Annotated in this window: 21 protein-coding genes; 12 read left to right on the top strand and 9 right to left on the bottom strand. The window is 55.4% G+C overall.

Going from position 1 to position 18,928, the window contains the following annotated elements:
• Nucleotides 1–30: 30 nt before the first annotated feature.
• Together WBG83_RS08905 and WBG83_RS08910 are read right to left on the bottom strand one after the other, a co-directional pair.
• Nucleotides 31–942 carry a YwmB family TATA-box binding protein gene (locus tag WBG83_RS08905; protein ID WP_336744582.1) on the bottom strand — a complete coding sequence of 304 codons (912 nt, stop codon included), beginning with the start codon at nucleotides 940–942 and terminating at the stop codon, nucleotides 31–33.
• Nucleotides 943–1,219: 277 nt separating this feature from the next.
• A complete protein-coding gene (locus tag WBG83_RS08910; RefSeq protein WP_336744583.1) occupies nucleotides 1,220–1,543 on the bottom strand; it encodes a hypothetical protein in 324 nt (107 codons plus the stop codon).
• A gap of 179 nt (nucleotides 1,544–1,722) precedes the next feature.
• On the opposite strand from WBG83_RS08910, the gene WBG83_RS08915 reads away from it, so the two are divergent.
• Nucleotides 1,723–2,082 (top strand): hypothetical protein, encoded by a 360-nt coding sequence (locus WBG83_RS08915; protein ID WP_336744585.1) that lies wholly within the window; start codon nucleotides 1,723–1,725, stop codon nucleotides 2,080–2,082.
• A 347-nt stretch (nucleotides 2,083–2,429) separates the two neighbouring features.
• Here WBG83_RS08915 and WBG83_RS08920 read toward each other — a convergent pair whose 3' ends face one another.
• Both WBG83_RS08920 and WBG83_RS08925 read right to left on the bottom strand, forming a co-directional pair.
• Complete coding sequence (locus WBG83_RS08920; RefSeq protein WP_336744730.1) at nucleotides 2,430–3,671, bottom strand: MFS transporter; 1,242 nt, start codon at nucleotides 3,669–3,671, stop codon at nucleotides 2,430–2,432.
• Between the two features lie 19 nt (nucleotides 3,672–3,690).
• Nucleotides 3,691–4,116 (bottom strand): MarR family winged helix-turn-helix transcriptional regulator, encoded by a 426-nt coding sequence (locus tag WBG83_RS08925; protein ID WP_336744587.1) that lies wholly within the window; start codon nucleotides 4,114–4,116, stop codon nucleotides 3,691–3,693.
• Between the two features lie 277 nt (nucleotides 4,117–4,393).
• On the opposite strand from WBG83_RS08925, the gene WBG83_RS08930 reads away from it, so the two are divergent.
• Nucleotides 4,394–5,140 (top strand): SDR family NAD(P)-dependent oxidoreductase, encoded by a 747-nt coding sequence (locus tag WBG83_RS08930; protein ID WP_336744589.1) that lies wholly within the window; start codon nucleotides 4,394–4,396, stop codon nucleotides 5,138–5,140.
• A 328-nt stretch (nucleotides 5,141–5,468) separates the two neighbouring features.
• On the opposite strand, the gene WBG83_RS08935 is transcribed toward WBG83_RS08930, so the two are convergent.
• From WBG83_RS08935 to WBG83_RS08945, 3 genes are all read right to left on the bottom strand, one after another.
• The gene (locus WBG83_RS08935) at nucleotides 5,469–6,740 is read right to left on the bottom strand and encodes an NAD(P)/FAD-dependent oxidoreductase (protein WP_442955813.1); all 1,272 of its coding nucleotides are present in this window, start codon (nucleotides 6,738–6,740) and stop codon (nucleotides 5,469–5,471) included.
• Between the two features lie 65 nt (nucleotides 6,741–6,805).
• The gene (locus WBG83_RS08940) at nucleotides 6,806–7,900 is read right to left on the bottom strand and encodes a GerAB/ArcD/ProY family transporter (RefSeq protein WP_336744592.1); all 1,095 of its coding nucleotides are present in this window, start codon (nucleotides 7,898–7,900) and stop codon (nucleotides 6,806–6,808) included.
• A gap of 18 nt (nucleotides 7,901–7,918) precedes the next feature.
• The gene (locus tag WBG83_RS08945; RefSeq protein ID WP_336744594.1) at nucleotides 7,919–9,115 is read right to left on the bottom strand and encodes a Ger(x)C family spore germination protein; all 1,197 of its coding nucleotides are present in this window, start codon (nucleotides 9,113–9,115) and stop codon (nucleotides 7,919–7,921) included.
• 130 nt (nucleotides 9,116–9,245) lie between these two features.
• On the opposite strand from WBG83_RS08945, the gene WBG83_RS08950 reads away from it, so the two are divergent.
• The 8 genes from WBG83_RS08950 to WBG83_RS08985 all read left to right on the top strand — a co-directional run bounded on the left by WBG83_RS08950 (nucleotide 9,246) and on the right by WBG83_RS08985 (nucleotide 14,702).
• Nucleotides 9,246–9,563 carry a hypothetical protein gene (locus WBG83_RS08950; protein ID WP_336744596.1) on the top strand — a complete coding sequence of 106 codons (318 nt, stop codon included), beginning with the start codon at nucleotides 9,246–9,248 and terminating at the stop codon, nucleotides 9,561–9,563.
• 105 nt (nucleotides 9,564–9,668) lie between these two features.
• Nucleotides 9,669–9,791, top strand: a complete 123-nt coding sequence (locus tag WBG83_RS08955; RefSeq protein ID WP_336744598.1) for a hypothetical protein — start codon at nucleotides 9,669–9,671, stop codon at nucleotides 9,789–9,791.
• A gap of 126 nt (nucleotides 9,792–9,917) precedes the next feature.
• Complete coding sequence (locus WBG83_RS08960) at nucleotides 9,918–10,328, top strand: DUF3905 domain-containing protein (protein ID WP_442955814.1); 411 nt, start codon at nucleotides 9,918–9,920, stop codon at nucleotides 10,326–10,328.
• A 92-nt stretch (nucleotides 10,329–10,420) separates the two neighbouring features.
• Nucleotides 10,421–10,861 (top strand): BrxA/BrxB family bacilliredoxin, encoded by a 441-nt coding sequence (locus WBG83_RS08965; RefSeq protein ID WP_336744599.1) that lies wholly within the window; start codon nucleotides 10,421–10,423, stop codon nucleotides 10,859–10,861.
• Between the two features lie 559 nt (nucleotides 10,862–11,420).
• Entirely contained in the window at nucleotides 11,421–11,798 is a 378-nt protein-coding gene (locus WBG83_RS08970; RefSeq protein ID WP_336744601.1) for a GntR family transcriptional regulator, read from the top strand.
• Between the two features lie 116 nt (nucleotides 11,799–11,914).
• A complete protein-coding gene (locus tag WBG83_RS08975; protein ID WP_336744602.1) occupies nucleotides 11,915–12,604 on the top strand; it encodes an ABC transporter ATP-binding protein in 690 nt (229 codons plus the stop codon).
• Nucleotides 12,601–13,452, top strand: a complete 852-nt coding sequence (locus WBG83_RS08980; RefSeq protein WP_336744604.1) for a hypothetical protein — start codon at nucleotides 12,601–12,603, stop codon at nucleotides 13,450–13,452. Before WBG83_RS08975 ends, WBG83_RS08980 begins: the two co-directional genes overlap by 4 nt.
• A 14-nt stretch (nucleotides 13,453–13,466) precedes the next feature.
• A complete protein-coding gene (locus WBG83_RS08985) occupies nucleotides 13,467–14,702 on the top strand; it encodes a hypothetical protein (protein WP_336744606.1) in 1,236 nt (411 codons plus the stop codon).
• A 228-nt stretch (nucleotides 14,703–14,930) separates the two neighbouring features.
• Here WBG83_RS08985 and WBG83_RS08990 read toward each other — a convergent pair whose 3' ends face one another.
• Nucleotides 14,931–15,512: a TIGR00730 family Rossman fold protein gene (locus WBG83_RS08990; RefSeq protein WP_336744607.1), complete on the bottom strand. Its 582-nt coding sequence runs from the start codon at nucleotides 15,510–15,512 to the stop codon at nucleotides 14,931–14,933.
• Nucleotides 15,513–15,812: 300 nt separating this feature from the next.
• Between WBG83_RS08990 and nadE the strand changes: the two genes are divergently transcribed.
• Complete coding sequence (gene nadE, locus WBG83_RS08995) at nucleotides 15,813–16,622, top strand: ammonia-dependent NAD(+) synthetase (protein ID WP_336744609.1); 810 nt, start codon at nucleotides 15,813–15,815, stop codon at nucleotides 16,620–16,622.
• Between the two features lie 240 nt (nucleotides 16,623–16,862).
• Here the strand turns inward: nadE and bioA are convergent, their stop codons facing one another.
• Nucleotides 16,863–18,224 carry an adenosylmethionine--8-amino-7-oxononanoate transaminase gene (bioA, locus tag WBG83_RS09000; RefSeq protein WP_336744611.1) on the bottom strand — a complete coding sequence of 454 codons (1,362 nt, stop codon included), beginning with the start codon at nucleotides 18,222–18,224 and terminating at the stop codon, nucleotides 16,863–16,865.
• Between the two features lie 98 nt (nucleotides 18,225–18,322).
• Here bioA and acpS point away from each other — a divergent pair, with 98 nt between their 5' ends.
• Nucleotides 18,323–18,832: a holo-ACP synthase gene (acpS, locus tag WBG83_RS09005; RefSeq protein WP_336744613.1), complete on the top strand. Its 510-nt coding sequence runs from the start codon at nucleotides 18,323–18,325 to the stop codon at nucleotides 18,830–18,832.
• Nucleotides 18,833–18,928 lie beyond the last annotated feature (96 nt).

Raw genomic sequence — 18,928 nt, forward strand, 5'->3', positions numbered from 1 at the left:
GGTGGTAAAGCTGGCCGGCCTCGATACAAATCAATATTCGATGGTGATCAGCGGGGTGCCGAGCGTCAGACGGAGATGCCCGGTTTCCGTATCCCGGTGCAGGGCGGCCTGCAGGTTGAGGGTTCCCTTTTGACGGGCGCCGGTAGAGAAGTGCTGAAGCGGGAAAGAAGCCGAACGGGAGAGAGAGGCTGAATCAAATGTTTGGCTTACGGTACGCGAATCGGCATAGCGGGACAGGACCTTCGCGTCAAAGCCGCTCGACAGCTCGGACCATAGTGCGTCCGGATTATTTTGCAGCCGGGGCAAAGCCTCGCCCTGAACCATCATGTTCCAGACAGGGGGCTGCCCGGAAGGCTCCAGTGCGGTCATTTCCGTTTCCAGCAGCTGCAGCTGCGCTTGCCAAGGCGCGGCTGACGCATCGCCCAGGCGGCCTTCCAGTGAAAGAAGCATGTAGGTGCGCCCATCGGGAAGGGGGGTCACATGCAGGGAGGTGCGCAGGGGATCAGTCTCTGGGGACTTCGCGGTAAACCCGGGCTGCGCTTGCTCTAAGGGCCCGTCAGATTCGCTTGTGGCTGTAAGGGCGGCGGGGGCCTTTGTCACGGGGGAGAGACCAAGCCGGGAGGCAAGGAGCTTCGCCGCTTCGAAAAAACGTTCATCCTGAGGCAAATCCAGGCTGTATGAACGGTAACTGTAGATGAGGCGTGCGTTCTCATCCGTCCAAAGGCCGGCTTGAGCGGTGAAGAGACGACCGTCCTGCGGGCTGCCGGTTGATGGAGCTTGCATGTGCTGCAGCGCCAAGCCGATCAGGGCAAGCAGAACAAGCAGAACCAGACCGAAGAAGCGCAGGCCCGGTCTTGCGCCTGAATCCCCATATGCAGCTGCCGTGCCGCTTGCCGTATAGTATCCGTGATGCGTGGTTATACCGGGTTGTCCTGCTTTCACCGTGGTTGCCCCCTTTTGATGCAGCTGCCGTTCTCTGACTCTAGTTTTCAGTATGTCCAAATCTAGCAGGAGCTAAACTTGGATTACTAGCGCGGGGCTCAAGTCAAGGCGCCATGCTGCTTCGAATTCACGAAAAAAAACAGGCCCTGTCGGTTAAAGACAGGGCCTGCTTTCAAGTCATTCCAATCGTGCTTGCGCAGCTCCGCAGCGTATCCAGGGGATCAGGCCGAGCCCCGCGAGGTATGTAAAGGACTGCCGGGCGGGCTGCAGGGCGATCTTATTTCAAAATCGTAAAGCCGCCGATTAACGGAAGCTGCCTGGTTTCACCCTTGGCGGCATTGATAATGCCGATGATGGCCAGCGCGAGAACGGCCAGACTGCCTAAAGGCAAAATGAGTAAGGGACCGAGGAACGGAATCACCCACCCGAGGATGTTCACAATAACGCCAGCCAGAAACAGCACGAGACCCTGATTGGCGTGATACATAGCGAACCTGGAATCTCTGGCGGCCAGCAGCGGGATAAAAAAGAGGATGTAGGCCAGGATTCCCATCGCTTTGTTATTCTGAACGTCAGCATCTTCCATTTGCAAATTGCTCATTCGTTTCACCTCCCTCATGGGGATAGATGTGCAATCACCTTCAATGTATGCACACCGGAATCAGCTCATGACAAGCGGATTTGGATGTTCTGGAAATCAAAGAATAGGTTCCAATAATAAGGATAATCTAGTAAGTGTATCAATGCAATACCATTTCTGATGAAAAGGAGAAGGTGGTTTTGATGGAAAGCCGTCCGCTTCTGTTCGAATTCGCTGAGGAGGTATCCGCCCAAATGGCCCAGACTACGCTGCAGGAGCTGGGCTACCATGTTCATCAAGGCACAGGAGAAGGAGGAGGCCTGCTGAAGCTGTGGGTGGAAAACAATGATCTTGTTTCTGCGCTGGAGATTACACAGTCCCACGGAGGGACGCTTCTGGAGCGCACCGGAAGCGCGGGCGGGCATTCGGCTGGCGTCCTGAATTCCGTGTACGATCTGGATTCTCTGCCGATTCCCGCACATCTGGTCCAGGAGGAGGAAGCGGAGAGCAGTCTACCGGAGGCTTCGTCCGCTTCCCCTCAAGGAGCAGCCTCGCTTTGATCCGTCGGGAGACGATAATGACCATTTCCCGGCAGGCGTACACATGTAAAAGGATATAGCGAAACATGATGGCCTGCGGGCTGCCGTTACTAAAACGGCAATCACAGGTCTTTGTGTGCTTCCAAAAGAAATGGGTCCGTTTCACTTACAGGGCGTCCATCCGGGCGCGTACAGCCTGAAGCAAGCGTCAGCTTGTTCTGCTCCGCCTCCCCAGCCAGCTGTTGTACTTGTGCCCCGATGCGGGATTTCACGGCGGAATCCTGAAGGGTGCCTCCGGCACAGCCAGCTGCGCCTGATGCCGTCAAGTGCTCCCGGCCGGGCAGCTGCCACAGGCAATTGCCTTTGCCTTAGCTCAGGGCTTCCTTCAAACGCTGTTTTTGCTTGCGGTGGTGGAGGATGTAATACAGGAGGAAGGTGAGGGCGACAACCAGGCCGCCTACAAAATACATGCGGCTGTAGCTCGTTTGCGCTGCGAGGATGCCCAGGAGGTACGAGCCTAAGCCGTAGCCCATATCGAACAGAAGGAAATAGGTCCCTGTCGCCAGCCCGCTGCGGTGGCTTGGAGCGGACTTGACCGCCAGCGCCTGAAAGCTTGGCAGCAAAGCGCCGAAGCCGAGCCCGATTATTCCTCCGGTAATGAGGAACACGGCAGCCGATTGCGCTTGGCTTAACCACAGCATGCCGGCTACAAACAGCAGGATGCCGGGATACACCAGTACGTGCTCGCCCAGACGGTCAAACATTTTGCCGGTAAACGGTCTTGAAATCAAGATTACGGCCGCAAACACCATGAAAAAATAGCTGGCGACGGATTCCAGACCAATGGACTTGGCATACACCGCCACGAAGGTCGAAATTGCGCCATAGGAGAAAGCCAGCACGCTTCCGGCCAGTGAAATCGGAATAGCCTTCGGCTCGATGAACCGTTTCCAGTTCCAGGCCCCTTCCGCCGCCGGGTGTCCCTGCTGCCGCGGCGGGATGGATGGGAGCAGTCCGCATAACGCGGCCAGCAGGGAGAATACCGAGCAGATTGCGAACAGGGCGGCGAAGGAGGAGTGGGCTACGACGGTCAGACCGAGGAATGGGCCGATAACCATCGCCAAGCTCATGAACAGGCTGAAATAACCGATGCCTTCCCCTTTACGATGGGCGGGAATTAGATCCACGACGACCGCGGACGTGGCGGTAGCCGCAATACCGAAGCCGATTCCATGAACAAAGCGTACCAGCAGCAGGAAGTAGAAGCTCCCTGTAAGCATATAAGATACGCTGCAGCAGGTAAAAATAAGCAGGGACACAAAAATAATACGCTTGCGGTTCAGCTCGTCCAGCCATTTCCCGGTTAGAGGCCGGAAGATGACGGCGGCGATAATAAACACTGTCGTGACCAGCCCAATTTGCTGCTTAGTTCCATGGAGGTCATCGATGACGAAATTGGGCAGGGTGACAGCTAAAATATAAAACGTGATGTAAATAAAGAAGCTGCTAAAGCAAATAGCGATAAAATCACGGTTCCATAAAGCTTGTTTTTGCATCTGCATGCTCTTCTTCCTTTTTGGTGTAGTTTCTGGTTGTCGGGTGGTCGCTATGCCCGGCGGCCCGGCGGGGTCATAAGGTGTTCAATTGCTGATTCACTTTGGCGCACGCCTGCTTCAAAAGTGTACGCTCCTCTTCACTCAAGACAGAAAAAACCGCCAGCACGAATTCCGCCTCTATCGGCGCGAGCTGTTCGTTCATCCGACGGCCTTCGTCCGTGACATAGATGAGGAAGGAGCGGCGGTCATCGCGGTTGGCTTCGCGGCGAATCCAGCCCTTGCGCTCCAACTGATCGAGCATGCGGGTGACGTTGGTCGGGTCCTTCTCGATGCGGAAGGACAATTCCCTTTGTGTTATTCCATCTTCGTCAACTAATTTATTCAACAGGGAAAATTGCTCGGTTGTAATCGCATAGGGCTGAAATTGGATATTCAAAAGCTGGCTCATTCTCCGCGACGTATTGCTCATCATAAAACCAATAGAATCATTAATACTCAAAACAGACAGCCCTCCTAAACGTATACGTTATTAAATGTCTAGATGAGTGTACGTCATTAAATATATACATGACAATAATATGTATAGCAACTAATTTTGTCAACCATTGCAATGCCATGTACGATGGAAACCAAGGGTTCACCGGGAAGCAATAGACTTTGCTCATGTGGCCGACCGACTGCCGTCGTGCAGCCTCCGTACCGCGCACCGCCCGCCGGGAGCTGTGCGCGGTGCCGGAGCTTTCCGGGATTCCCGCTGTACAAGAGGAGGGATTAGAATGGCTTTTACAGGTAAAACGGTGCTTATAACAGGAGGCGGAAAAGGGATCGGCCTGGCTGTCGCGTCCGCTTATGCCGGGCGCGGGGCAAAGGTGATTATTGTGGATAAGGACCCGGCCTTGTTAATGGACGCGCTTAAGGCGCTGGTCATTGAAGGCGGGGAGGTTCATGCCGAGGTGCTGGACGTAAGCCGTCCGGATCAGGTGGAGGCGTTTTTTCAGCGCCTGCCCGAAGCGTACGGCCGGATCGATATTTTAATCAATAATGCCGGATTCGGCATTTTTAAACCGCTGTATGAGCTGACTGTTCAGGAATGGGACGACGTGCTTCATACGAATCTGCGGGGAACCTTTCTGTGCGCGAAGGAGGCTGCCCGAATCATGCGTATGCACGGCGGGGGAGCAATTGTAAATCTGGCCTCCACCCGGGCTGCGATGTCTGAGCCGAGCTCCGAGGCGTATGCCGCCTCCAAAGGAGGAATCGTCGCGCTGACGCACGCGCTGGCGCTTTCACTGGGACCTGATCGCATCCGCGTCAATGCCATTAGCCCCGGCTGGATTGAAACCGGGGATTACGGCAGTCTGCGGCCCGTCGATCATGAGCAGCACCCGGCGGGGCGCGTGGGCAAGCCGGAGGACATCGCACGGGCGTGCTTTTATTTGACGGACCCGGACAATGATTTCGTCACCGGCATTAATCTGGTGGTTGACGGAGGCATGACCCGCAAAATGATGTATGAGGAGTAAATAAAGGAGCGGTATTTATCCGCTCCTTTGCCTTTGATACCCGATTTTGTCCCCGGACCGTCCCTCGCAGATCGAACCTGAAGCACCGTTCATTGCCGGACCGCGAGAAGAACAGCAAGTAAGCTGCAAGTGTCGTCGAAACGTAGTTTCGTTCATGACGGAACAATGTACTGGCTGCGGTTGCAGCTTCCGGGCAGTGCGCCCTGCCTATGAAGGCGGCCGGTCCGCCGTATCCGGGCTTAAGGCCCAGCGCTGCTTGAGGATAGTCAAGCTGGACGCTGATACCATCATCATCATTGCGCTTTGTCTGCTGCGTTCGCTATCTGTATCAGCCGGACAGCGTTGACAACGCCGCGCTTTTCCCTGCCGTATAGCCGGTGGAGAATGCCGCAGTAATGTTATAGCCGCCCGTATAGCCGTGGATATCGAGAATTTCCCCGCAAAAGAACAGCCCCGGCGCCAGCTTCGACTGCATGGTCTTCGGGTCGATTTCCTTCAGGCTGACGCCGCCCCCCGTCACAAAGGCTTCTTCAATGGAGAGCGTGCCGCTGATTTTCAGCGGAAAAGCCTTCATCAGCTGGCACAGCTCCAGCCATTGCTGCTTGGGTATATGATCGAAGGTAATGTCTCCGTCAAGCCCCGCCTGGGAAAGCAGCAGCGGAATAATCCGATCCGGCAGCGCGGCTTTGAGCACATTGCGGATTGCTTTCTTGGCTTCATTCCTGGCAAGTCCGAGTGTATACTGGTACACGCCGTCCGCAGACTGGTCGGGGAACAGGTCGATTGTAACCGTAACGGTAGAAACCTGGAACTGTTTGAGCGCCTTGACAACAAATTGGCTGCAGCGAAGGGCCGCCGGCCCGGAAATGCCGAAATGGGTGAACAGCATGTCGCCTTCATGCTCAATCAGCTTTTTCCCCTTCGGGCTCCATACCGACAAGGTGATGTTCCGCAGCGCCAGACCCTGCAGTTCTTTGCTTCGGATAAACGAAGCGTTGGATGTGAGCGGCACCTCGGTCGGATACAGCTCTGTAATCGTATGCCCCGCTTGCTCCGCCCAGGCATAGCCGTCGCCTGTAGAGCCGGTGTGGGGCACCGACTTGCCTCCGGATGCGATGATGACGCAGGAGCTCCGGATCGACTCGCCGTTTCTGAGGCGTACACCGCAGACGGCCCCGTCAGAGAGCAGCAGCTCTTGTACAGGACTGTTTGTCCGGATATGCACGCCTTGCCGCCGGACCTGGCCTACCAGGGCGTCGACAACGGTTTTGGCCTTGTCGGACACCGGGAACATCCGTCCGCGGTCCTCCTCTTTCAGCGCAATGCCCATACCTTCGAAAAAGGCGATAATGTCCTTGTTGCTGAAATGGGAGAATGCGCTGTATAGAAACCGGCCGTTGCCCGGGATGTGCCGGATCAGCTCGTCCGGCTCCTTGGCATTCGTGACATTGCATCTTCCCCCGCCGGAAATCCCCAGCTTGCGCCCAAGCTTGTCCCCCTTATCGAGGAGAAGTGTTCTGGCACCCCGCTCGCTTGCGGCAATAGCGGCCATCAGACCGGAAGGTCCGCCGCCGATAATCAATACATCATAGCTAGTCAATTGTGAGCCCTCCGCTTCTTCTCTGGGATCCATGCTACACCAAATCCGGCCGGAGCGAAAGCGGTCTACTTGGCGGCTTTTCTCCGGAAAGCGGCGGCGGCCAGCAGGAAGAGCACAGGCATCACACTGAAGGCCACATCCCAGAAAAACCAGTACCGGGTCACAATTTCATTGTAATACGCTACATTCGGCGCAAAAAGCGTCGTCAAGCCGACGATTAGCAGTCCCATAGGCAGCAGCAGCGGACGATAATGGCGGAGCTTCATCAGTTGGGCAATGCCCTGCGAGGCCGCATAAAAGCAAACGGTCGTTTTCACAAAGGTGGAAAAAATCCACATGATGGCCAGGAGGGCCTCCAGCCGCTCCAGAAATTGTCCGATGCTAATCGTCTGCGCCAGCTCATAGGTAGGGTACATTTGCCGGGTCGTCGTATCGGCGCCAAGCACCAAAATACAGGCGGCGATAATCAGGACAAGAATGGTTCCGCTAATCAGGGCACTGAGGATAAAGCCCCGCACGATTTTGTTTTGTTCCTGCACCATCGGGGCAATCATCAGGAAATAAACGACCTCGATATACGGCACCGCTATACAGATCGGCATCCCGGCCATGATGGGCTTGATGCCTCCTTCCAGAACGGGCTGAACTTGTTCCAGCTCAAATTGAGGCACGAGAAACATCAGCAGGACTAAGAGCAGGATGAAAAACCAGGGGAACAGGATCTCCCCCGCACGGGTAAAGTCGGGTACCCCGAGGCCGGCTGCGATGATCACGATAGCCATAAACAAAACATGCACTGCTTCAATCGGCGTCTCCGGCATCATGCTGGTGGTCAGGAAATCACTCACTTCCCTCAGAATACTGATCGTAATCAGAATTGCGCTGCCAATATAGATTAGCGCCAGTGTGCCGCCGAACCATTTCCCCAGGAAAAAGGTCAAATTTTCGACTAACGTGCGGCCCGGAAAGCGAGAGGCTGCCAGGCCGAACAGCCCGGTGAGCACAAGCCCTGGAATCATGGCGGCGAGAGCGCATAACCAGGCATCCTGTCCAGCCAGCAGCGCGGGAAAAACGGGCAGAACCAGAATCGAGTCGCCGATAATGGCCAGGATAAGCAGGATGGTCCATTGCTTCCAGCTGATTTGTGATGAATGTGCCATTTAAGCCCTCCTGCCGGGTTAATGTGACAGCTTCTCGAGAAAGGAATTGTTGACGGTGCCCAGCCGCCTGATACGGACATCCGATTCCACAATAACTTCCATCGTCGAGAAATGCTGATCCCAGTCTTCCTTGAGCTGGGTCCACATTTTGGGGTCTGCCCGGTGTATGGCTTCGCCAAAGCCGAAAATATCGACCTGGTATTTGCTCTGGACTTTTTGAATCGTCGTGCCGAGCAGGCTTTTCACATGCTCATTGGCTATTTGCTGGAGCTGCTCAATATTCTCCGGCTTGGTCAAGTCAAAATGGCATTCCACCTCGCTGACGTTATCCTCCAGCCGTACGATCACCTTCGCCTTGGGCTGATTGTTTTCAATGTAGCCTTTAATCTGCGTGGTGGTGCGGATCGCCTCCAGCGTCAGGACGCCTCCGTCGGGGCAGTTCAACGGGACAACCGTATTTTCCACCTTGTTCACAATAAAGTTGTAAGACTTGCTGTCCTGCTCCCCCAGCCAGCCGATCAGCTTGTCGGACTTGAAAACGCCGAGCCCGGTATATTTGAGCTGCGTAGGCGGGGCGATGTAATCCGCGTTTTTTTCCCGGTTCATTTGCTCCGGCTTGCCTACGATTTCGATGGTGCTGAGAACAGCCTGCTTGCCCATGCTCGTTAAGTCCGTGATGAGCTCGTCCAGCTTGACGGTTGCAGTCGGGGCCCAAACCTTTTGTGATGTCGTCAAAGAGGAAAATAGCTTAATTGCCGGAATTTTATCTACCGTAGTCAGCACCTCCAGCACTTTGCTTGCAGAGGTATGCTTGGCCACGACCACGTAGAAATCGCTGCGGAACTCGTGATCCCGCGTTACAATATCCAGCGCTTCGCTAATACCTGACCGTGCCAGCTCTTCGCCGATAATGAGTGTACGGAGGTGGGAGAAGTAAATTTTGCGCGGACTGAAGGTGGTCATGCGCCGGAACGCTTCAAACACCGTCGTCCCTTTCTCCGTGAAGGTGATGACGGGGGCGCGGGTGGAGCTTTTTTTGGAGGCGACCTCCCCGGGATTGACTAATTGGACCGTCACCTGGTACCCGCCCTCCGCTTTGTCCAGACCCAGGCCGACACATATAGCCAGTTCATTCAGTTCCCGGCGGTTCCAGCAGCCGCTCAGAATGGTGCATAGTACGAAGCATAAGAGAAGAATTGCGGCGTTTCGGGCCATATGTCAGCACTCCTTCTGGAGGGATATTGATCAATTGGAAAAATAGTCCGTCGTTAGTATGACCGGGAGTGCAGCCGAATATAAATGAATCGAGCGCATTATCTCAACATTGCCAAAGGCGGTGGGAAGCATGGGCATCACTATTGCTATTGTTGTGCTGCTTCTGATGATTGGTCTGGTTTGGCTAGGGCGGAGTAAGGGAAAGAAATGGGAGGCGGTCCTGGTGCAGAAGGCGTCTCATTCCTCCGAGGCCGAGGAGCAATACGAGCTGCTTAAAAAGAACAGCCTTCGCTGCCGGCTGAGGTCGGCGGACGGCTTTGGCTCCGGAGCGGTGGAAGGCTCCGGGCAGAAGACGGTCCGGCTGGAGGTGCATCATGAGGATGTGCCCAAGGCCCGGGAGCTGCTGGAGCAGTACGCCAAGGAAGTGCGGACCGGTCTGCGATTTTAAGGAAGCGCGTCGTATACAGCAAGCAGGTACAATCCCGGCGTATGCCGGGTTTTTTCTGTCTTTGCGGAACATACTAGAAAAAAAGGAAAGGAGATGAACCCCGTAATGACCATTCATGAGGATGCCAAAGCCGGGCAAGCCCACGAAGCAAAGCGCAAAGCATCATCGCCTGCCCCCGGCGCAGCCGTGGATAAGAAGCTGAACGGGCCTAACCGTCCTGCGACGTAACGTCCCTAAAGCCGTCATGACTTTCTGTCTCATCCCCGGTAGGAAAGCAGCTCTTCCACAGAAAAAAGCGCGTAATGTTCTGGAATTCAGCATATAAGTAAGGCAAAGAGGAGGCAGCGACAAGCGGTGGATAAAAAGGTGAATCTCGATCATATCGCCCGCAGCCGGAATATCCAGCATGAGCAGGAGCCGGAAATGGACCCGTATGAAATCAATTTCCTGCCGGAATTCCGGCAAAACCGCGGACCCCGGGAAGCATTCGTGAATCAATACGGCGTGCTCATCGGCGATCATATGTACGCTTCCGACAATTCTCCGCTGGAGCAGTGGACGGAGGACACCGATCCGGCCATCATGGCCGGAGACGAGTGGGTGCATCCGTTCAAGGACATCGGGTTTCACAGTGAGGAGAACCGGGCGTATTTCGAAGAAGGGAAGCTGCCGCAGGGCGGAATGTTTACTCATGCGGACAAGGATGTCGCTTATGAGGCGTATGACGAAAGCCCGGAGAAGGATGCCGATCCCCCTCGGGAATAGGGCGGCCGGTCTTCTTTCGGCCCCCGGAGGGTTCCCCTTTGCTTCTTTCCTTCAGCAGGGTATAATATGAAGTAGAAAAGGAGTGAAGGTACATGTCCATGCAATTTGAAATGTATATGCGCGATATGGTTCAACCGATGCGCGATGAACTGACCCGTCTCGGGATTGAAGAACTGCGGACACCGGAGGAAGTAGAAGCGAAATTCGCTGCTGCGAAGAACGGTACGGCAGTTGTCGTAGTAAACTCTGTATGCGGCTGTGCCGCAGGGCAGTGTCGTCCAGGCGTTGCTCAAGCGCTCCAGCACAGCACGTTGCCCGACCACCTGTACACCGTATTTGCAGGACAGGACAAGGAAGCGACTGCGAAGGCGCGGGAATTTTTCGCACCTTATCCGCCTTCGTCCCCTTCGATTGCGCTGCTCAAGGACGGACAACTGGTGCACATGATCGAGCGTCATCAAATCGAGAACCGCTCTGCTCATGAAATCGCCCAGGATTTGACGGAAGCGTTCGATAAATACTGCGCGAAGTAAGACGCGCCAGTACGATAACAGACCGGTGAACAGCCGGGAAGGCAGGGCGTTGTCCCGGCTCTTCCTGACCGTGCCGCCGCGTCTGAATATTCCACAAGCCAGCCCCTGGTCTGCCGTAACATGCAGGCCGGGGGCTGGCTTGCCTTTTTGCATAGGTATCGGCGAAACGGGATGTAAGGAAGCTTGCCTGGTTTCGCGTAAATGAGACGCAGCCTCGGGAAACAAGGTGAAGGATTTTCCTGGGGGACATTGACAAAGAAGTGTATTAAGGATATAGTACACCTATAGTGTATGAACTAGTTAGTACATACATCCAAGAGATAGAAAATCCAGCGCAAGCCAAAGCCTGCGGCGACCTTGGCGCCAGGGACTTGGCTGTGTGCAGCACCCGGTGTCATGTGTATCTTACATATTCGCTTTATGGCGGCGATGTCGAGGGGAAGGCTGCTTTGACAGACGGAAGCCTTGTCCGTCGCGCGACACGGCAGGCGTGTACTGGAAGCTTTTTTGGGAGATGAACATTAGGTTGGGACAAGAAAGGGACGTAGGAGATGGGCAGATGAACGTTACGTTTAACAATCGCGATCCGGTTTATTTGCAGGTGGTCCGGCATTTCAAAGAGCAAATTGCAACCGGCAGGCTGGCAGCGGGTCAGGAGATCCCTTCCCGCAGGGAGCTGGCCGGCGTGCTCCAGATTAACCCGAATACGGTACAGCGCTCGTACAAGGAAATGGAGGAACAGAAGTTGATAACGACCGAGGGAAACTCCCCAAGCCGGATTACGACCGATGAACAGGTTTTGAATTCGATCCGGGAGGAGCTTATACAGGAGGCCGTGGATTCTTTTGTGGCGTCTGTCAAAAATATCGCGGTGCCTGTCGATGAGCTGCTGCACATCGTGAAGCTGAGGTACGAAGCAGAGCAGGCCCGAAAATAGGTCCTTGCAAGGCTTCACCACATTCGCCGCACGCTTTGGGACGGGTTTCTTAACGCAGATCAATGGGAAATGACATTAACTTTTCTTGCATAGAAACGTTTGGGGGAGGCTGCTTTATGATTGAAGTGAACCGGATTAGTAAGAAGTACGGCAGGAAAATGGTGCTGGATGAGGTATCCTTTACAGCCGAGAAGGGCCAAATCACATGTCTGGTCGGCATTAACGGGGTAGGGAAATCGACCGTGATGAAGGCGATTATGAGATTGACGCCGATTAGCAGGGGGCAGATTCTCATCGACGGCCGGCAGCTGGACGAGCGGCTTTACGAAAAGGTCGTGTTCATTCCCGACACGCTGACGATTCCGGCGCATATGCGCATTGGCGAAGCGATGACTTTCATGCAGGATTTCTACACCACCTGGAATGAGCGGCGCGCTCAGGAGCTGCTGGCCTTCTTCAAGCTCAAAGCGGAGGAGCGGGTGGGAGACTTGTCCAAAGGCAATGCAGCCAAGGTCAATCTGCTGCTGGGCCTTGCGCTGGATGCGGATTACATCCTGATGGATGAGCCCTTTTCCGGAATCGATATGTTCAGCAGGGAACAGATTGCGAATGTGTTTACAAGCCATTTGATTGAGGATCGCGGAGTCCTCATCACGACGCACGAAATTCAGGATATTGAACACCTGATCGACAAGGTGGTCCTGCTGGATCGGGGGAAGGTATTAAAGCAGTTCTATGCGGAGGAAACCCGCCTGCGGGAAGGGAAGTCGGTTGTGGATGTGATGAGAGAGGTGTATCAGGCATGAAATCCTATCTAAAACTGTTGAACTGGGAAATCAACCGGTTCGGCAAGCTGTACGGCGTGCTCTTGCTGGTGACGCTGCTGTCACAGACCGGAGGGCTGATTGTATATGCCGTTTCCTATATGTCCATTATGAAAGAAGGAATGCAAAGAAGCGCGCTTTCCTTATCGGATTATTTGGCATCCGGCAGAGGAGGCACAATCAGCCTCAAAGCGTATACCGACGAGTCCTTCTGGTTCTCAGCTCCGATTGCCCTGTGCGCAGCGGCATTGCTGCTGTATGTATTTATGATTTGGTACCGGGAATGGTTCGGAAGGAACACGTTCGCCTATCGGCTGCTGATGCTTCCTACATCAAGAATGAATCTGTATTGGGCCAAGCTCAGTGCGATAATGTTGTTCGTTTGGGGTCTGCTTGCGTTCCAATTGCTCCTTCTGCCGCTGGAGCAGCTGCTCCTCAATGCCCTGCTGCCTGGCGAATTGAGAGATTTCGTTCCGATTAGCCAAATTGTTCGATCCAATTATGAGACGATGCTGAGCATATTGATTCCGCGCTTTTTCATTGTGTTCATGATTTATTACGGCGCCGGTCTTTTGGGCGTGATCGTGATATTTACCGCTATTTTGCTGGAACGGAGCTTCCGGGTCAAAGGGATTTTCGCCGGCATTCTTTATGCGGCTGCGGCAGTATTCATCGTTTTCTCGCTGGATATCCTGTCGGAAATATCATCCCGGGGGATGTGGATTTACCCGAGTGAGCTGTATGTGCTGCGAATCGCGTTAGGCGCTCTGATAGCCGGGATATCGGTATGGTTCAGCTCTTATTTGCTTCGTAAAAAGGTCACGGTTTGAGGAGGAGTAACGAAATGAAACGTTATTGGAAGACAGCGGTGCTCATTCCCTTTATCATTAGTTGTATCGGTGTTTATTACATACAAGCCGCTAGCGATCATGACCCGGTGTACATTTTGAGCACGCAGAAGGGCAGTGTGGAGGAAGCCGCTCCGCTTTCCATGGAGTTGTATCTGCCGAAGTACGGGCGTGTTTCCGTTACTTCGGAAGGAAGCCGCTCCGAAAACGAGCTGCTGCCTTGGACAAAGGACGATGAGTTGTACTGGTTTGACTCCAGGCTGCAATCCCTTTCCAGGGTATACCGGGCGTTTATGAGAGGAAAGCGGGATATAAGAGCCCTGTATCAGGACGAGAACCGGATTGCTTATGCGGAAATTCGCGAGATAGGGAAGGTTGAGCCGGATTATCGGTTTACCGTTTCGGTTTATGACAAGCAGCGGGAGGCAAGCCATTCTTTTGAAGCCGCTGTACCGCAAGGAAGCCAATATGAATACATCATTCCGATACAGGTTCAAATGGACGGGAAAACGATGAAGGTCGTCTCCAGAGCTGTAAAAAAAGCAAAGCTGCAGTCCGGGGCAGTAGAGGAAATTCATCTGTTTACGATTGATTTGGAGCAAAAGGCCGTTCTGGACGATCAGACGATCGTGACATCAGCCTCTCCGGACCAAACAAGTCAGCTGTACATTCGGGAAATTACCGCAGTGAATCCGGGTGAGGCAGAGCACAATGCAGTGTTTCTGATGCTGCAAAGCCAAGAAGGACAAGCGGGAAACGCATTGGAAGCAAGCCGTTCCGTCGTCAGCCAAGGGCTGGTCGTTTACAATCTTTGGACCGGTCAGAAAAAAGTGATTCAGGACGAATTATTCAGCAGCGAGATCGTCAACGGCTTGGAGTATCAGACGGTGCAAATGAAATACGCCAAGGATGAATTATTACTGACAGTCAAGCAGAGTCCTCAGGAGCTGAAGGTGATCCGTTACAGTCTGGCAGAAGGAAAAGTCAAGCAGACGTTTCCCGTTAACGTAGCCAGTGTGGGTGACGGGAAGGAGGAAATCAGGAATAACCGTCTTTACATCCTGTACGACAAAAAAACCGGCGCTTCCTCCAGCCCGGCTCTGAATATCGTGGAGCTGGACCAGGGTCAGACGGTCTATGAGGGCATCCTGATGGAGAAGGACGATCAGGGCATGCTGAAGCAAGTTACCTATCAAAGCTCTTCCGTCAACGGCCGGATTAATTTGGAATAAAGCGCGGATAGCTGCTATTTGTTTAGTCGGCCTTAGTCCTGAATTCGTGGGGCTAAGGCCGTTTAATTGCGTCTGCAGCTGCTGGTGCTTAGCCAAGAGGACAGGCATTGCCTGGCCGTCCTTCATTTCCCGTACTTCTGGAGGAGCAGGCGGCCTAAGCCCGGTGGATTAGTCGCGGCTTCCTACGATTCTTCCTCGGGCTTGACGGCCGCCTGTGGCGCCAAGGCGCTAGGGCTCCAGCTGCTTCCATTTATTTTCCATGGCCGGAGGCTGGTAGGTTTCCATAAATGACAGCAGCTCTTCCGGGTCGGATGTACAGCAGAGCAGCTGCAAATGGTTGCTTCCGGAGAAGCCCTCCTGAACGCTATGGGTGATGAGCTGCATCAGCGGATCATAATACTGCCTGGTATTATACAACGCGATCGGCTTGCGATGGATTCCGATTTGCGACCAGCACAGCATTTCGAACAACTCCTCAAACGTTCCAAGTCCTCCCGGCAGGGCGATGAAGCCGTCGGCAAGCTCGGACATTTTGGCTTTGCGCTCATGCATGCTGTCCACCTCGATAAGCTGGGTTATACTGCGGTGGACGATCTCGCCCCGGAACAGGCCCCTCGGCATTACGCCGACGACTTTCCCGCCATGGGTGATGACCGAATCGGCGATTGCGCCCATCAATCCGACTTTCGAGCCTCCATAAATGAGCCGGTATCCGCGTTCAGCAATCAGCTGTCCCAGCTTCTGGGCTTGGACCACATAGTCGGGGTCGGTCCCCGGGTTGGAGCCTGCGTATACACAAACGGATTTCATGGTCGTATCCCTCCATCTTTATCTAGCAATAAATTCCAATCCATTCTATTATACCTGATCGGATGCCGCCATGCGCAGGGCTGCCGGTACAGGCCATTTGGAGCTTTTGGCGGCAAACGGCGGTCTGTATCTGCAGAGGGGGCTTCTCCAGGCCGAGTGCAGCTGGGGTATGCTTAAAAATAGGCCCCTTATCCTTGTAACCCGTGCTGACGATCGGGCAAGATGATTCTCCCCGGGCTTTTAAACGTGCGCCCAAATCAAGTATAATGATGGAAAACAATCGGAAAAGGTGGAGTGGGTATGAGCTTGCAGCAGGAAATTATTCAGCGACTCGGCGTGAAGCCGGTCATCGATGTGGACGCCGAAATCCGCAAACGGGTTGACTTCTTAAAGGATTATGTGGTCAAGGCGAACGCCAGCGGGCTTCTGATTGCTATTAGCGGGGGCATCGACAGCGCTGTCGCTACAGGGCTGTGCAAGCTGGCCACCGATGAATTATCGAAGGAAACCGGCAAAGAATACATGACCCTTGGCGTATTTCAGCCTTACGGGGAGCAATCCGATATTGCGGACAGCTATGCTGTGGCGGAAGCATTCCAGCTGACGCATAAGGTGGAGACTAATATTCAGGAAGCAGTCGATGAGATTGCACTGGAAACCGAATATGCGCTGAAATCGCTCGGAATCCACAAGCATGTCAGCCGCGGCGGGAAGGGCAATATTAAAGCGCGGACGCGGATGGTCACGCAGTATGCGCTGGCCTTTGAGCTGGGCCTGATTGTTGTCGGTACGGACCATGCATCGGAAGCCATTACCGGCTTCTTCACCAAGTATGGCGACGGCGCGGTCGATGTGACGCCGCTCAGCACGTTGAACAAGCGGCAGGTTCGCCAATTGGCGGCCAAGCTGGGTGTGCCTGACAGTGTGCTGAACAAGGCGCCGACCGCCGGACTGTGGGAAGGACAGACCGATGAGAATGAGCTGGGGATTACCTACGAGGACAACAGCAGCTTCCTGGAAGGCAAGGCAATAGATCCGGCCGCACGCGAGAAGCTGGAGCGCCAGTACCAGCGGACGGAGCATAAGCGTTCCCCGATTCCGGGTATTTAATCGAGGACGGTATTGCCTGAAGCAGAGACCGCTGTTACGGACGGATTCAATCATGACGAACTGGCTTTCAGTCAGAACCTCGGGATGAACTAGCGGGGGCCCAGTCGAGGGGTCATCCAGCATGCCGCAGCCGAGCTGAGGAAGGCAGAGAAAAACCGGCGGGCAGGAAGCATGCAATGCTGCTTTCCTGCCCGCCGGTTTGTGACTGGGTGTGCTTCCGGCTGCTTCGCCGGCTGGAGGCTAGAGTTCAAGCCGTTCCAGAACGGCTGCCGTACGCGTGACGATATCGCTGATTTGTTCCTGCGTGGTGCACAGCGGCAGCCAGAAGTACAGCGTATTGCCCAGCGGGCGCAGGAAAAGCCCGTGCTTCAAGCCTTCCAGGTAGGCCTCGAAGCCGATGCGGCGTTCGGGTGCGGCATCCAGCTCAAACGCGCCGACCATGCCTAAGCTGCGCAGGCCGGTAATACGCGGGCGGCTGCCGAGCTGGCGCTGCATCTCCGCGGCCAGGTGCCTGGCGGCGCCGCCGACATGCTGCAGCAGGCCCTCGTCTTCGAAGATGCGGAGGCTTTCCAGAGCGACGGCGGCGGCCAGCGGATTGCCGGTGAAGCTGTGGCCGTGGAAAAATGTTTTCTGCGTTTCATAGTCGTCATAGAACGCCTGATAGATGTCGTCCGTGCACAGCGTGACGGACAACGGCATCAGGCCGGCGGTCAGGCCCTTGGACAAGCAGAGCAGGTCCGGGCTGACCCCCGCATGCGCACAGGCGAACATCGCGCCTGTGCGGCCGAAGCCGACGGCCACCTCGTCGGCGATGAGGTGCACCGCGAATTGCGAGCAGAGCTCCCGCAATTCGCGCAGGGCTTCGGCGGGATAGAGCAGCATCCCGCCTGCGGCTTGAAGCATCGGCTCGACGATGACGCCGGCGATGTCATCGGCCGATGCTTCAAGCAGCTCGCGCACGGCCCGCAGCGAGTGCGCGGCCGGGTCTGCGGCAGCTTCGGCGGCGTTCGCCGGCCGGCCGAAGCTGCCGGGCAGCGGCACGGGCGCACCGGGCGAAGGTACCCGGTGCGCCGTGAACAGCAGCGGGCGGAACAGGGCATGGAACTGTTCCACACCGCCAACGCTTACGGCGCCAAGCGTGTCGCCGTGATAGCTGTGTTCCAGGTAAATGAACGTTTTCTTGCTAGGCTTGCCCGCCTGCTTCCAGTATTGGAACGACATCTTGAGCGCCACCTCGACGGCGGTAGAGCCGTTATCGGAGTAGAAGACACGGGACAGGCCGGGCGGCGTTATCTCCACAAGCTTTGCGGCCAGCTCAATGCCGGGCGCGTGCGTCAGGCCGCTGAACATGACATGATCCATCCGGTCAACCTGCTCGCGGATAGCCTGCTTCAAGCGGGGATGCGCATGACCATGCACATTGACCCACCAGGACGAGATCGTATCGTAGTACGCGTTACCGTCCGCGTCATATAAATAAATGCCTTCCGCACGTTCAATCAGCAGATGATTGCGCTCGGCATAATCTTTCATTTGGGTGAAGGGATGCCATACATAACGGCGGTCCTGTTCAAGCAGCCGGGCTTTAACCTTGGGGTCCATCGGTGTTCCTCCTTCGATCCGGACACCTGGAGGGGGCCGGTCCATCTATTCTATTGTACCCGAAAAACAGGACTGAGGAAAAGAAAGGGGACGCAGTGATGATTATCGGAATCGGCACGGATTTGGTCGAATTGGACCGCCTGCGGGGGATGCTGTCGGATGAGACGGGGGCGCGTTTTGTAGAACGGGTGCTGACCCCGGCGGAGCGACAGTATGCGGAAAAACGGAAGGGCCGCTTGGCGGAAGTGGTCGGCGGCCGCTTCGCAGCCAAGGAGGCCGTAGTGAAGGCGCTGGGCTGCGGCATCGGCAAGATCGTCGGCTTCCAGGACATCGAGGTGCTGCCGAATGCGCTCGGTCAGCCGCAGGTTGCGATTTCCGCCGCCGCGCTGCAGCGGCTCGGCCTGCAAGGGCCGGCGATGCACGGCGAGGAAGCGGGCGGTCCCGGAAGCGGGGGCAGTCTCCCGCCGGCAGCCGCTTCTCCGGGCACGGATACAAGCGCCAGCGCCGCGTCTCCGGCCCGTCCGGTTCGCATTTTGCTGAGCATTACGCATACGGAGCGGACAGCCGCGGCCTTCGCCGTGGTAGAGCAGGTGCAAATGCCCGGATAACCGGATAAAGCTATAGCGTTTGTCCGGCCGCTTCCTGGCGGCACGATGCGCGTCAGCCATTCATACGCGGGGTCGTGTACCGCTGCGCTCTAAACA

The organism is Paenibacillus sp. y28 (genome assembly GCF_037137075.1).
Lineage (GTDB): Bacteria > Bacillota > Bacilli > Paenibacillales > NBRC-103111 > JBBBNV01.